The organism is Ensifer adhaerens, assembly GCF_002940685.1.
GTDB classification, from domain to species: Bacteria; Pseudomonadota; Alphaproteobacteria; order Rhizobiales; family Rhizobiaceae; genus Ensifer; species Ensifer adhaerens_E.
Genome location: NZ_PNFP01000015.1, coordinates 42,994 through 56,709 on the forward strand (window position 1 = coordinate 42,994; position 13,716 = coordinate 56,709).

Consider the following 13,716-nt stretch of genomic DNA (forward strand, 5'->3'; position numbering starts at 1 on the left):
GTCGCATTGGTCGAGCCCGGGTCGAATGCCGAGACCCTGGCTCGCGGCGGACCGAAGTGTGGCGAACGCCGCTTGCCCGACGCTGGTCGAAGACGGTTAATTTTCGGTGAATGCCCCATGGTTGCGGGTTGTCGGGGAGGCGATCCCGCAAAAAAGAACGGCCGGTTCCGAGGGACAACGGAACCGGCCGAATGGCCCGGTCTGGACGGGGATAGTAAACTGACCGGAGCCCTTCTCGGGGCGGCCGCCGATCGGCGGCGCGCCGATTGTGCGAAGCTTACTGGGTCCGTACGCTGCCGACGGCGACGGTGCGGCCGTCCTGAAGCTTGACCCAGCGGCCGGAATGCTCGGTCGATTGACGCTTGAGGTAGGTGTATTCGGTATCAGACCAGAGCAGCACCTTGTTGCGCATGTTGTCGAGGATGAAGTCGCCGCGGTCGGTGCGAACGGTCAGGACGGCATGGCCGTCGCCGTTCGGCTGCAGCACGACGGTGATCAGCAGGTCGGAGGCGGAAAAGCCGCTTTCGATGAGCTTGCGGCGCTTCAGGAGAACGTAGTCTTCGCAATCACCGACAGTTTCCGGATAGGACCACTGCTCCTCGACGCCATGGATTTCCATGTCGGTCATCGGGGTGATCGCCTGGTTGACGTCGTAGTTGATCTCGAGAATTTTCTGCCAGCCTTCGCGGGTCAGCACCATCGGCCCGCGATCCTTGCCGTTGGAGGTGCACTCCGACGCATAGATCTTGCAGAACTCGTAGTGGCCGATCGGCGGGTTGGTGGAGCCAGTCACGACCATGTTGGCCGGAAGGGCCTGTGCCGTGCCGAAAAGGCTGCCGGTGAAGAGGACCGCAACCGCGATCAGCTTGGTGATTGTCTTGAGCATGATTGTCTCCCCGTTATGGTTCGACAATGACACGGACGTTTTTATCGCTCGCGAACTTGCGCACTAAAAACAAGTACAAATGAAAGTCGTATAAGAATAAAACAAGAATAGAATTTTATTTGTATTTGAATCGAATTTGACTCAAATTTTATCGATTTCGGTCCGATCCTGCGGCGGAGGTGCAATTCATTAAGCATGCAAGTTGCTGTATTCGTGTCATTTCATGATGAACGACCGGTCGCATGGGACGAAAGTCACCTTGTGGGCGCGGCGGCTGGCACCTCCTTGTGGCAGTTCGCCTTGGCTCTTCCGGCGATTTTTGACTTGAAATATGCGTCTTCGCTTGAATTCTGCCGGAAAAATTATTTGCAGAAAACAAGCGCGCTTGATCGCCGCGCCAAAATTGTCTCGAAATGATCCAGGGGCGAACGTGGGTCGTGTCTGTCACCCGGTGATCTTTCCGCAGATCGCTGCCGATCGCATGACGTCCGCTCTGATGGTCGTCCGCCCCAGGTGAGGGCGCCTGCGGTGCGTTCGCGCCGGGCGCGGTCATGTGGCGTGATTGGTGCGGGAAGGAAAAACGGCTCGACGCTGCCGCGCGAGCGGGCCGAGAAGGCGGTTTCAGACAGACAAGACGATCGCGGGACGGCCGGGGCGCTTTCCGATGGCCGGTGGGCAAACCGACCTGCGGCGCAGGCGCGCCGTTAGAGGAACTCGGTCAGTGCCTCGCGGGACTGGACGCCCGAAAACTCGATGGCGCAGCCTTCCTGGAAGTGGCGAACGATCCGCCCCTTCATGTTGCCGAGCTTGATCTGGGTACCGATCGGCGGACGGTTCTCGATGTCGATCGCGGCACCGGAGAGCGAAAGGTCGATGATGCGGCAGGGCAGTTTGACGCCGGTGTCGAGCGTCAGTTCGGTTGACGTCTTGCGCGGCGCAAGGCGATCATGGCGGCGGTCTTCGGGCAGTCCCAATTCGTGCTTGTTGGCAATCCAGGTGAGCTGGGCCGCCAGCTTCTCGCGTTTGCGCTCGGTGGCGTTGAGCTGGATGACGAAGGCGCCCTCGGCGATGCGCGACACGGTGCCTTCGAGGCGTCCGACGTGATCGACATAGGCGATGATGCGTTCGCCGGCGCGCGGCCGGGCGGGCGAGGAAAGCAGGACGTCGCCGGGCGACATGTCGATGGCCGTGCACTCGAACTCGTCATAATTCGCAAGCATCAGCCGCCCCGTAAGGTTCACGGAAACGCGCTGGAACGCACCTTCGTGGTGCGGTTTCGGAGCGGTATTCTGTGCGTGCTGAAACGAGAACATGATGACTCTGTGGCGACATGACTTGGCTGGCGAAGCTTAGCCTTTTCAAGTTAATAGAAGGTTCGTCCTCCGGTTGGTCCCGGCACCATCCCGGGACAGCGGGCACGGTCAGTCGCGGCGCCCGCCTTCGAGAATACGAAGATGTCCAAACTGGCGGAATTCGTTCGAAAATGGGCCGGCCGCCGGCGATTTCGCAAACGTTCCGTTCTGTTGCTGGGCATCCTCGTCGCGAAACACGGCGGTGCGGTCGGGATCGAGGACCTTCATGCCCGTCACATCGAGACATTCGATCGAGGTTGCATGCAACCAGCGCGGGCGAGCAAGCGGTGAGAGGGCGCCCAGAACCCGGTCGCTTTCACCTTCCCTGGAGGCAAGCGGCAGAAGCAGGGTCTCGATATCGACGTCGCGCGCGTCGGCGGTGCGGCCCTTGGCCGAAAGCACGAGCGGCACGCGGTGCGTCATGACCTGGCCGGTGATGCGTTGCGTCTTTGCTGCCTGGCTGCCGAGCCACAGCATGCCGAATTGCCGGCCGCGCAGCTCCTGGCCGAAGAGGGCGCAGACCTGGGTTCCCGCCAGGCGAAACGAGATGCCGGCATTGCGGTCGCGCTCGAGGATGAACAGGTTCGGCAGCAGCGTTCTGATATCCGCGGGTTCAAGCTCGTCGCGGCGGGGAAGCTCGCGCTTCCCGCGAATGGTGTTCCAGTATCGGAAAAGCTCCGTCGTCGTATTGCTGCGCATCGCGTCGTTCATTCCATTTCCGCGGGCCTTCGTGTCCCGGTTCGAGACAGCTTCGGCCGTGCATTTCGGTTCTGAGGTCCAGGGAGCGAAAATCGTGCCAGCCGGGAATTAAGGTTAACAAACGGTTTCCGTTGCAGTGCGCCGCTGCAACTGGCAGAGGAAGGCATCACTTTACGAAGCGTTGCCTTCGGCACTTGAACTGGAGCTCGGATTTGAGCTTGGCGACCGTTCAGTTTTTGCTGGACGGTCTTTTTTTGTTTGCTTATGGCTGGTCGCCCCAATCCAGTCCCATTTCCGGCGATGCCATGCCATCGCCGCGATCACGCGGGATTGTGCGGGTGCAGTAGGGAAGAGAGCAGCAACCATGGAACGAGATCAGACGGCGATGCCATCGGAAGCAGAGCGCGAAGGCGCCGCGAACCCGGCGCGCGAGCCCGCCTTCAATCTGCCGGCGGGGCTGACCTTCATCCTGCTGTTTCTCATCGCGATCCACGTTCTGCGGACCTACATCCTGTCGCCGGCCATCGATCAGGAGATCATCTTCAATTTTGCGTTTCTGCCGGCGCGCTACGATCATCCGCTGGCAGAGCAGGGTCTCGCCTGGCTCTGGAGCCCCGTCACCTATTCGTTCCTGCACGGAAGCTGGGAGCACCTGATCTTCAACATCTTCTGGATGGTGGCCTTCGGTGCGCCGGTCGTGCGGCGGATCGGCATGGGGCGGCTCGCCATCTTCTGGTGCCTGTCGGCGGCGGCTGCCGTCGCATTGCATACGGCGTTTCACTGGGGGGAGATGATCGTCGTCGTCGGCGCGTCCGGCGTCGTATCCGGTTTCATGGGGGCGGCAGCGCGCTTCGTCTTCTCGCCGAGCGGGCGCATCAGCCGGCAGTTCGCCCACCTTAATCGCCGGCTCGACGTTGGCGAGGCACTGGCCAACCGGTCCGTCGTCGTCTTCGCGGGGATCTGGTTCCTGACCAATTTCCTGATCGGTCTTGGCATGTTCACTCCAGGCGGGGCAGGCAGCGTCGCCTGGGAAGCGCATATCGGCGGGTTCCTCTTCGGCTTTCTGCTCTTCAGCCTCTTCGATCCGCGCGACTGACGACACGAAAGATCAGCGGACGGCGCTTGTGAGCGCTTGATTTCCTCAAGGCGCTGGCGCACCATTTGCTACGGTCGCCAGTCGTCGAGAGGCGAGGCGACCCGTGTAGGCCGGGTATCGAATGCCATCAGCGTCTGAGGAGCACGCGGAAGGTTTTCGCAAGCGGCCAGGGTACAGGTTCCATCGCCCGACCGTACCGCACGAGAGATGGCTGGACCTTTCCCTGCCGACCCGGTGTTGTCGCAACGGGAGATGTGCGCATGTCAGTAAAAGCCATACTCGATGAAAAGGGCCGCAACGTCGTATCGGTCGGCCCTCAGATGACAGTCCAACAGGCTGCAATCCTCTTGCGTGACAATCATATCGGTGCGGTCGTCATCCTCGACGCGGACGATCAGATCGCAGGCATCCTCACCGAGCGCGACATCGTCGCAGCGATTGCCAAGCAGGGTGCGACCTGTCTCGAGCGTCCTGTCGCGGCCGTCATGTGGCAGAATGTCTATTGCTGCACCGAGGATATGTCGGTCCAGACCCTGATGGAAATGATGAGCAAGCTCAGGGCCCGCCACCTGCCGGTGGAAAGAAATGGCCAGCTCGCCGGCATCGTCTCGATCGGCGACGTGATCAAGCACCACATCCGTGCGATCGAGCACGAGACCGAGCAGATCAAGGCCTATATCGCCGGCTGACGGGAACGGGCGGCCTGATGCCGCCCTCTTGTTCTGGTGTCCCCGGCTCCACGGCCGAAGGCGTCCGTGCCCAGCCTGGCTGAACGGCCAGACAGCGCGTGCGTGCCGCTCCAGCCGCGATCTTGCGTCGCGACGCTTCACGGAGTGCTTGGGAAGACAGGGCTGACCCGGTGCCCCGGCGCCCGCGTCAGCGCACGAGCGCCTCCTGCATGCGTCGGATCTCCACCAGCCTGGCCTTGGCTTCGAGATAACCGCGGTCGATGGCTTCGCCGGCCCGGTGAAACTCCGAAAGGCCGATGTCGTTGAGCTTCGGGTGCAGCGCCAGATCCGGCGGATCGCCGGCGAGCCGTGCGCGGGAAATGCGGTCCTGGATGATGTTAAACGCCTGGACCATGACGCTGGTCATGCCGAGGCGAGAATGGTGCGGCGGTTCTTTCGCCGGGTTGTCCACCGATTCTGCGCCGGCGCTGTGCTTGACGACGGCGGAGCGGCCGTAGAGGTCGTAGTTGAGGTTCACGGCGACGACGAGTTGCTGCTCGTGGGCGCGGCAGACCGAGACCGGAACCGGATTGACGAGCGCGCCGTCGATCAGCGTGCGTCCGTTCGCCTTGATCGGCTCGAAGATGCCGGGCAGGGCATAGGAGGCGCGGATCGCGGTGATCAGCGAGCCCTTTTCGAGCCAGACCTCATGACCGCTGTGGACTTCGGTCGCCACGGCAATGAAGGGCCTGTCGAGACCCTCGATGCTGAGACCTTCCAGATGTTCCTGCATGCGCTTGGTGAGCCGCAGGCCGCCGAAGAGACCGGCGCCGCCGATGGCGAAATCGAGCAGTCCGGCGATCCGGCGAACGGTAAGCGAGCGGGCGAAGGCTTCCAGTTCGTCGAGCTTGCCGGCCAGGTAGCAGCCGCCGACCAGCGCGCCGATCGACGTGCCCGCGATCATGCCCACTTCGATGCCTTCTTCGTCGAGGGCACGCAGCACGCCGATATGGGCCCAGCCGCGGGCAGCGCCGCCACCAAGCGCGATCGCGATCTTTGGTTTTTGCGGAGGTGTCGCCGGTTCTGGTGGTGTTGTCGAAATCGATGCCCCGTCCGGGCCGGAGAGATCGGTAATCTGGTTGCTACGCGTAAACGTCCAGTTCAACATCCGGCACCTCCAACACAGCCGAATACTCCGCAGCGCGACACGTCGATGAGAATGCGCGAAGGTCGCTGTGGCAGTTCACCATTGACTTAACTTACTCAAGAATCGGACTCGACCCTGGAGGTACGCAAATTCTGATGCGCGCGTCTTGGTAAGGCTCCGCCAAGTCGGCGCCGGTGCCGGCCTGTTCCTGTCCATTGCTGAAAGGCTGGCACCGTTTTCTAAGGTATATCATCGATCCCGCCGACGATTGCGGCACGACCGATAAACATTGGATACAGTTTGCAATACAGTTGGCACCGAGACCGGTCCGATTGCGCCGCATCCTTGCTTAAGGATTAGGCGCCCGGTTGGTTTCCAAAGAATAAATATAGCATGTACCCGCGCCAAAAAGATGCGCGATGCTTAATTTTTGTCGTAGATCTCGGCGGGATCGAAGTGCCTGTGGTCGTCGGTGATTTTGACGGCGGCCTTGCCGTCCTCGATCCCGACAGTGCGGTAGAAACAGGAACGGCGACCCGTGTGGCAGGTGGCGTCGTGGCCGGCGACCGAGACCTTCAGCCAGATCGCATCCTGGTCGCAATCGGTGCGGATTTCCTTGACCGTCTGCAGGTTGCCCGAGCTTTCGCCCTTCTTCCAGAGGCTCTTGCGCGAGCGGCTGTAGTAGTGAGCCACGCCGGTCTCGATCGTGAGAGCCAGGGCCTCGGCATTCATGTGGGCGACCATCAGCAGTTCGCCATCCCGCGCGTCGGTGATGACGGCGGTGATCAACCCCTTTTCATCGAAGCGCGGCGTGAAGGCCGGACCGGTTTCCAGTTCGGCCTTGTTCTGGGAGGGAGCGTCGAAGGTGAGCGTCATGGAAAGGCTCCGTCTGTCGGAGCCTTACTTGAAGCCCCTGATCATCGTCATGAACCGGGCCTGCTCGGCCGGCTCCGTCTGGAACGTACCCGTAAATGTGGTCGTCAGCGTTGTCGAGCCTTGCTTCTGCACGCCGCGCATCGCCATGCACATGTGCTCGGCTTCGATCATCACGGCAACGCCGCGCGGGGCAAGTGACTCGTCGATCGCCCTGGCGATCTGCGCCGTCATCGATTCCTGCGTCTGCAGCCGGCGGCCGTAGATATCGACCACGCGGGCGATCTTCGACAGGCCGAGCACACGGCCGTTCGGCAGATAGGCGACATGCGCCCTGCCGATGATCGGCACCATATGATGTTCGCAATGCGAATAGAACGGGATGTCCTTGACGAGCACCATGTCGTCGTAGCCGGCGACCTCTTCGAAGGTTCGGCCAAGCACGTCTTCCGGGGCAAGGTCATAACCGCTGAAAAGCTCGCGATAGGACTTGGCCACGCGCGCCGGCGTATCCTTCAGGCCTTCGCGCTCCGGGTCCTCGCCGGCCCAGCGCAGGAGAACGCGCACGGCTTCCTCGGCTTCCTTCTGGGTCGGGCGGCTGCTCGCATCGTCGAGCACAGGAAAATTCTTCACTATGGCATCCATAATGGCCTCTTTGAGCAATACGGGATTGCTTGACGTTTTATCTTTCGGACAACTCGCCACTGGCCATTCGCCTAACCCTGCAGGCTTGGGTTCCGTTGGCGGGCTCCGGGGCTTTCCGGTCCTGGCTTAGCAGTGCACTGGACCTTCCGGCACGGTTTCCCAAACAACAGGCGACATTGTTCCTCTTGCGGAACTGTCGCCCCAACACGACATAGCATATAGTATGGTGCCACAGAGATGAAAGAGGCGGAGCGTGTCGCGTCGTGCTTTTTTCCCGTCTACCGGAGAAAATCATGCGTCGATCACTCAAAACCGCGAAAAATCAGTCGGATCGCGTCAAATGATGGATGACATCTACAATAGCCGAATTCTCGAATTTGCCGGCAATATTCCGCGTATCGGAACGCTCGGCGATGCCGATGCGGACGCCACGGCGCATTCGAAGCTTTGCGGATCCAAGGTGCATATCTGGCTGAAGATGGACGGCGATGTGGTCACCGATTTTGCCCATGACGTGAAGGCCTGCGCGCTCGGCCAGGCGTCGTCCTCGATCATGGCGCGCCATGTCGTCGGCGCCGCCGCGGACGAAATCCGCCAGGCGCGCGAAGAGATGCTGTCCATGTTGAAGGCGGACGGCGAGGGCCCTTCGGGCCGATTCGAGGACATGCGCTTCCTGCGTCCGGTGAAGGATTACAAGGCGCGCCACGCCTCGACGATGTTGACCTTCGACGCCGTCGTCGATGCCATCGAGCAGATCGAGGCCAAGCGACTGCTCGCGGCCGTCTGAGATGTGCGGCGAACCGGATTGCCGGCATGCGGAGCACGGGAAGGCGGTTCCGGCAGCCCGTGGCCGGAACTGGAGCGGTCCTTTTCGCAAGACACCGGGGCGGCTTGTCGGCATGGCGCTGATCCGCGCCTATCAGCTGACGCTTTCGAGCTTCATCGGCAATTCGTGCCGGCACCTGCCGACCTGCTCGGAGTATGGCTACGAGGCCATCGCCCGCCATGGATTCTGGGCCGGAGGCTGGATGACGCTGTTTCGCGTGGCCCGGTGCGGGCCGGGCGGAACGCACGGTTTCGACCCGGTGCCCGAGCGGCTCGAACCGCGCCTCGTATGGTACGCGCCGTGGCGCTTTTGGCGGCCGCGGCCGAAGGTTGGATGATCGCCATGCCCATGCCGATGGAGTACCGTCAGGCTTCCGAAGACTTCGATCGCTTCATCCTCGATGCCCGCGACCTTGCCGGGCTGCAGACGACGAACCAGGCCTATACGATGGTGCAGGCCGTGCTGCAGACGTTTCGTCGGCGACTGGACATCGAGGACGCCATCCTGTTTGCCGACGTCCTGCCGCCTGTCGTCAGGGCGATCTTCGTCGCGGAATGGGACCTTGAAGAGCCGAGGCTTCCGTTTTCGGGGCGGATCGCCATGACCCGCGAGGTGCAGGCGCTGCGCCCGGATCACAACATTTCTCCTGACAGCGCCATTGCAGATGTCGCCGGTGCCTTGCGCCGCAACATCGACGAGGCGAAACTCGATCGGGTTCTCGCCCGGTTGCCGGCAGGTGCTGCCGATTTCTGGCGCGCCTGACCGGGGATAGATGAACAGCTACGTCGCCTTGCTCTATAGTATTGTTCTCGGACCGGGGCGCCGTGTTGTCATGGCTGATCTCAAGAAAATGGCGGAAGAGCTCGGCTATAGCGCGCCGCGAACCCTGGTTGCGACCGGCAATCTCGTCTTCGCGACCGGACAAACGTCCGCCCGCGACCTCGAATCGCCGCTAGAGGAGGCCTTCTCCCGGACATTCGGCCGGCATGTCGACATTATCGTCCGGTCCGGCGCCGGCTGGCAGACGCTGGAGGCGTCCAACCCCTTCCATGACGAGGGCGAGGCCGACGCGACCCAAGTTCATGTCCGGGTGATGCGCGATCCGCTCGACGAGACCGCGCTCGACGGGCTGCGGCGCTACTGCACGGCCGGCGAACGCCTTGCCATCGTCAATGGCGATCTCTGGATACATTTCCCAGGCAAGGCGAGCGAATCGAAGCTGCTCGGCGCCATCACCACCAAGCGCCTCGGCGTCGGGACGTTCCGCAACTGGAACACGGTGAAGGGATTAGCCGAGATGCTGCGCAGCTAGTTTCCAGCGCAGCCTTCGCCTTTACTCACTTTCGAAAACCCTTTATCAGGCTACGGCGTGTTTCCCTGGGTCGCTTCGGCTGAGGGGCATGCAGCAATCCAAAGCACTACAGCGGCCTTTGCGCGTCTGACGGATGCGACGCTGTATCGTCAATTCACCGGTTATTTCCGGTCAACCATACCACCCGCATTCGTTGGCGGGACTGGATAGGAGATCATCATGTCGAATCCTGTTTCCCTTACATTTCCTGATGGCTCGGTGCGCGAATATCCCTTCGGTACGACCGGACGGGACGTGGCAGAATCGATTTCGAAGTCGCTCGCCAAGAAGGCGGTCGCGATTGCGCTCGACGACGAGCTGCGCGATCTGTCCGATCCGGTGACCAGTGGCCGGCTCGAGATCGTCGTTCGCGACGACAAGCGTTCGCTCGAGCTGATCCGCCACGATGCCGCGCACGTGATGGCTGAGGCCGTACAGGAACTGTGGCCGGGAACGCAGGTGACCATCGGTCCGGTCATCGACAACGGCTTCTACTACGACTTCGCCAAGAACGAGCCCTTCACGCCTGACGACCTGCCGCTCATTGAAAAGCGGATGAAGGAGATCATCGCGCGCAACAAGCCTTTCACCAAGGAAGTCTGGTCGCGCGAAAAGGCCCGCCAGATCTTTGCCGAGAAGGGCGAGGCCTACAAGGTCGAGCTCGTCGACGCGATCCCCGAGGGGCAGGATCTCAAGATCTACTATCAGGGCGATTGGTTCGACCTCTGCCGCGGCCCGCACCTGGCCTCGACCGGCCAGATCGGCACGGCCTTCAAGCTGATGAAGGTGGCCGGCGCCTATTGGCGCGGCGACAGCAACAACGCCATGCTGACCCGCATCTACGGCACGGCCTGGCACACCCAGGAAGAGCTCGACCAGTACCTGCACGTACTCGCCGAAGCCGAAAAGCGCGACCATCGCCGCCTTGGCCGCGAAATGGACCTGTTCCATTTCCAGGAAGAAGGCCCCGGCGTCGTCTTCTGGCACGGCAAGGGCTGGCGCATGTTCCAGACGCTGGTCGCCTATATGCGCCGCCGGCTCGCCAACACCTACCAGGAAGTCAACGCGCCGCAGGTGCTCGACAAGTCGCTCTGGGAAACCTCGGGTCACTGGGGCTGGTATCGCGACAACATGTTCAAGGTGACGGTCGCCGGCGATGAGACCGACGACGAGCGCATCTTCGCGCTGAAGCCGATGAACTGCCCGGGCCACATCCAGATCTTCAAGCACGGCCTGAAATCCTACCGCGAGCTGCCGGTGCGTCTCGCCGAATTCGGCAACGTCCACCGCTATGAGCCGTCGGGCGCCCTGCATGGCCTGATGCGCGTGCGCGGCTTCACCCAGGACGACGCGCACGTCTTCTGCACCGACGAGCAGATGGCAGAGGAATGCCTGCGCATCAACGACCTCATCCTCTCGGTCTACGAGGACTTCGGCTTCAAGGAAGTCGTAGTCAAACTTTCCACCCGCCCAGACAAGCGCGTCGGTTCCGACGAGCTCTGGGATCGCGCCGAGAGCGTGATGACGGATGTGTTGAAGACGATCGAGGCGCAGTCGGAAGGCCGCATCAAGACCGGCATCCTGCCGGGCGAGGGTGCCTTCTACGGTCCGAAGTTCGAGTACACGCTGAAGGACGCGATCGGTCGCGAATGGCAGTGCGGCACGACCCAGGTCGACTTCAACCTGCCGGAGCGTTTCGGTGCCTTCTACATCGACAAGGAATCCGAAAAGCGCCAGCCGGTGATGATCCACCGCGCGATCTGCGGCTCGATGGAACGCTTCCTCGGCATCCTGATCGAGAACTTCGCCGGCCACATGCCGCTCTGGGTTTCGCCGCTGCAGGTCGTCGTCGCGACGATCACCTCGGAAGCCGACGACTACGGTCGCGAGGTTGCCGAGCTCCTGCGTGATGCAGGGCTGACTGTCGAGACCGACTTCCGCAACGAGAAGATCAACTACAAGGTCCGCGAACATTCGGTCACGAAGGTTCCGGTCATCGTGGTCTGCGGCAAGCGCGAAGCCGAAGAACGCTCGGTCAACATCCGCCGTCTGGGCTCGCAGGCCCAGACCGCCATGTCGCTCGACGAAGCGATCGCTTCGCTTTCGCTCGAAGCCATGGCGCCGGATCTCAAGCGCAAGGCAGAAAAGAAAGCTCGGGGTTGAGACCCCGAGCACTTGCTTTGTCAGCAAACTGTCATATTAGCGGAATATCCGGATAAGATCGTATCCATCGGAGATTTCCGTGCAGTTCAAAGAGCTGTCCTACGCCAATGAGAACGACCGGCGCCTGAAGCGCTGGTTCATTCGCTCCATGGAAGGCCTGTCGGGCCGCAACCGCTATGCTAAACTGTATACGCGCTGGCGGTCCGACATCGTCGGCAAGAGCGAGCGCGTCTTCGGAGAGATGCTGCAGCTCATCGATGTGACGCTGCAGACAAAAGGCGAGTGGCCGCCGCGGAACCTGCCTGATACGCCGATCGTCATCATCGCCAATCATCCTTTCGGCATCGGCGACGGCATCGCCGTCCTGGCGCTGGCCGAACAGCTCGGCCGCCCCTTCCGCGTACTCATCAACAACGAGCTCTTGAAGGTGCCGGAAATGGCGCCTTACTCCTTGCCGGTGTCCTTCGAGGAAACCAAGGAGGCGCTGGCGGTCAACATGGCGACGCGCCATGAAGCCCTGCGCCTGCTGAAGGAAGGCGTGACGATCGTCATCTTCCCGGCCGGTGGCGTGGCGACGGCGCCGAAGGGCTTTGGCCGCGCCGAGGACCTGCCATGGAAGATCTTCCCGGCCAAGCTGATCCAGGCGGCAAGGGCGAGCGTGATCCCGATCTACTTCGAAGGGCAGAACGGACCCTTCTTCCACCTGGCGAGCAAGATTTCACTGACGCTGAGATTGTCGCTCTTGATCCGCGAGTTCCGGCGCCTATCGGGAACGACGATCGCGGCGCGCGTCGGCAAAGTACTCACGCCCGAGGATCTTGGCGCCTGCGGCGATCGCAAGGATCTGCTCGCACGCATCTATGACGCGGTCTTTTCCATGGCGCCGCCGCGTCGGCGGTTCCTGCGGCGGGCGAGCTGACGTAACGTCAGTTGCTTGCCGCAACGTCGGACTTAGTCCTGTGCTTCCGAGACGACGCTTCCATTGCTGTTCGCACTGTTGCCGCCACTGCTGAGCAACACTTCTACGTCCATGTTGACGCCGGCCTTCACGGTGAAGTCGCGCTCGTAGATCTTGTCCTTGTAGCGCGCCACCGCGGAATAGCTGCCTTCGAGCAGAACCTGCGTCGGGAACGCGCCGTTCGCTTCGCTCACCGTGTCGCCTGCGGAGGTGAGGATCGTCCAGGCGGTGTTGGCGATCGCTTCGCCGCCCGGCTCAGAGACCAGCTTGAGCGTAAGCTTCGCTGCGCGGTGCTGCATGGTCGCTTCCGTCAGCTTGCCGGCCTCGACCTGGATGTCTGCAGCGGTCGAGGCGTTGGTCGTGCCGCCATAGCTGGAGGTCACGTGATACGTTCCGGCGCCCAGCCGCACCACAGTGTTCGGTTTGACGTCCTCGATAATGAGCGCCCGTTCGCCATCGCTCTTGGTGTCGGCGGAATAGACGTCGAAGCTCAGCTCTGCCGGCGGGATGCGAACGTCACTGCCGGAAACGGCATTGAGCTTCATGCCCCCGGCATCAAGTACCAGTATCTGCTTGTCGAGCGCGCCTTGCTCCGGCACACGGATCTTGCGCGTTGCCGAGGCACGTCCGAAGGATACGTTGACGAAATATTCGCCGGGCACGAGGTTGAAGGCTGTCGAGCCACCCTCCGATGTCGCAAGCAGCGGCAGCTTGCCATCGCTTCCGGGGATCGGGCTGAACACGCGCCAGGTGAGCCCGGCTTCGACCGGTCCGCCTTTTTCGGTCAGCAGCGCCTCGAGCTTGATATCTTTCAGCGTACCGTCCGCAAGCGGATCTGTTGTCATCGGGCTGAAGCCCGTCAGCTTCGGCATCTTGCGTGGCCCGGCGATCGAGGGGAAACTTTCGAAGGCTTGGGTCGCATCCTCGGCGAACACATTTCCCGTCGCGGTGCCGGCGATAAGGATCGCAAGACCGGCCTTGAGGAAAATACGAGAGAACGCACGCATGAGAACAGTTGACTTCCTGACTGAGTGACTCCACTTGGGACGCCG

Annotated in this window: 16 protein-coding genes; 9 read left to right on the forward strand and 7 right to left on the reverse strand. The window is 61.9% G+C overall.

Translation table 11 applies throughout. The features are described 5' to 3' along the window. Positions 1-277: 277 nt before the first annotated feature. On the reverse strand, positions 278-886 hold the full coding sequence (locus C1A35_RS26085) for a transglutaminase-like cysteine peptidase (protein WP_104667160.1): 609 nt from the start codon (positions 884-886) through the stop codon (positions 278-280). 195 nt (positions 887-1,081) lie between these two features. Between C1A35_RS26085 and C1A35_RS36080 the strand changes: the two genes are divergently transcribed. Continuing rightward, positions 1,082-1,303 (forward strand): hypothetical protein, encoded by a 222-nt coding sequence (locus C1A35_RS36080; protein WP_158665170.1) that lies wholly within the window; start codon positions 1,082-1,084, stop codon positions 1,301-1,303. A gap of 287 nt (positions 1,304-1,590) precedes the next feature. Here the strand turns inward: C1A35_RS36080 and C1A35_RS26090 are convergent, their stop codons facing one another. Then, positions 1,591-2,199 carry a PilZ domain-containing protein gene (locus tag C1A35_RS26090; RefSeq protein WP_104667161.1) on the reverse strand — a complete coding sequence of 203 codons (609 nt, stop codon included), beginning with the start codon at positions 2,197-2,199 and terminating at the stop codon, positions 1,591-1,593. Positions 2,200-2,307: 108 nt separating this feature from the next. Further along, positions 2,308-2,949 carry a PAS domain-containing protein gene (locus C1A35_RS26095; RefSeq protein WP_104667162.1) on the reverse strand — a complete coding sequence of 214 codons (642 nt, stop codon included), beginning with the start codon at positions 2,947-2,949 and terminating at the stop codon, positions 2,308-2,310. Between the two features lie 352 nt (positions 2,950-3,301). Between C1A35_RS26095 and C1A35_RS26100 the strand changes: the two genes are divergently transcribed. Further along, positions 3,302-4,033, forward strand: coding sequence for a rhomboid family intramembrane serine protease (locus C1A35_RS26100; RefSeq protein WP_104667163.1), 732 nt, complete (start codon positions 3,302-3,304; stop codon positions 4,031-4,033). A gap of 260 nt (positions 4,034-4,293) precedes the next feature. Next, positions 4,294-4,722 carry a CBS domain-containing protein gene (locus tag C1A35_RS26105; RefSeq protein ID WP_104667164.1) on the forward strand — a complete coding sequence of 143 codons (429 nt, stop codon included), beginning with the start codon at positions 4,294-4,296 and terminating at the stop codon, positions 4,720-4,722. Positions 4,723-4,909: 187 nt separating this feature from the next. Here C1A35_RS26105 and C1A35_RS26110 read toward each other — a convergent pair whose 3' ends face one another. The 3 genes from C1A35_RS26110 to folE all read right to left on the reverse strand — a co-directional run bounded on the left by C1A35_RS26110 (position 4,910) and on the right by folE (position 7,366). Beyond that, positions 4,910-5,869: a patatin-like phospholipase family protein gene (locus C1A35_RS26110; protein ID WP_104667165.1), complete on the reverse strand. Its 960-nt coding sequence runs from the start codon at positions 5,867-5,869 to the stop codon at positions 4,910-4,912. Between the two features lie 402 nt (positions 5,870-6,271). Next, positions 6,272-6,724, reverse strand: a complete 453-nt coding sequence (hisI, locus tag C1A35_RS26115) for a phosphoribosyl-AMP cyclohydrolase (protein ID WP_104667166.1) — start codon at positions 6,722-6,724, stop codon at positions 6,272-6,274. A 24-nt stretch (positions 6,725-6,748) separates the two neighbouring features. Further along, positions 6,749-7,366 (reverse strand): GTP cyclohydrolase I FolE, encoded by a 618-nt coding sequence (gene folE / locus C1A35_RS26120; protein WP_104667167.1) that lies wholly within the window; start codon positions 7,364-7,366, stop codon positions 6,749-6,751. A gap of 340 nt (positions 7,367-7,706) precedes the next feature. On the opposite strand from folE, the gene C1A35_RS26125 reads away from it, so the two are divergent. The 6 genes from C1A35_RS26125 (at position 7,707) to C1A35_RS26150 (ending at position 12,625) form a co-directional block, all read left to right on the forward strand. Continuing rightward, the gene (locus C1A35_RS26125; RefSeq protein ID WP_104667168.1) at positions 7,707-8,153 is read left to right on the forward strand and encodes an iron-sulfur cluster assembly scaffold protein; all 447 of its coding nucleotides are present in this window, start codon (positions 7,707-7,709) and stop codon (positions 8,151-8,153) included. 1 nt (position 8,154) lies between these two features. Continuing rightward, the gene (gene yidD / locus C1A35_RS26130; protein ID WP_104667169.1) at positions 8,155-8,529 is read left to right on the forward strand and encodes a membrane protein insertion efficiency factor YidD; all 375 of its coding nucleotides are present in this window, start codon (positions 8,155-8,157) and stop codon (positions 8,527-8,529) included. Then, entirely contained in the window at positions 8,526-8,954 is a 429-nt protein-coding gene (locus C1A35_RS26135) for a DUF2267 domain-containing protein (RefSeq protein ID WP_104667170.1), read from the forward strand. Before yidD ends, C1A35_RS26135 begins: the two co-directional genes overlap by 4 nt. 10 nt (positions 8,955-8,964) lie before the next feature. Then, the gene (locus C1A35_RS26140; protein WP_104667171.1) at positions 8,965-9,504 is read left to right on the forward strand and encodes a DUF1697 domain-containing protein; all 540 of its coding nucleotides are present in this window, start codon (positions 8,965-8,967) and stop codon (positions 9,502-9,504) included. Between the two features lie 219 nt (positions 9,505-9,723). Then, entirely contained in the window at positions 9,724-11,706 is a 1,983-nt protein-coding gene (gene thrS / locus C1A35_RS26145) for a threonine--tRNA ligase (protein WP_104667172.1), read from the forward strand. A gap of 79 nt (positions 11,707-11,785) precedes the next feature. After that, a complete protein-coding gene (locus C1A35_RS26150; RefSeq protein WP_104667173.1) occupies positions 11,786-12,625 on the forward strand; it encodes a lysophospholipid acyltransferase family protein in 840 nt (279 codons plus the stop codon). Between the two features lie 32 nt (positions 12,626-12,657). On the opposite strand, the gene C1A35_RS26155 is transcribed toward C1A35_RS26150, so the two are convergent. Further along, positions 12,658-13,671, reverse strand: a complete 1,014-nt coding sequence (locus C1A35_RS26155) for a hypothetical protein (RefSeq protein WP_104667174.1) — start codon at positions 13,669-13,671, stop codon at positions 12,658-12,660. Between the last annotated feature and the right edge of the window lie 45 nt (positions 13,672-13,716).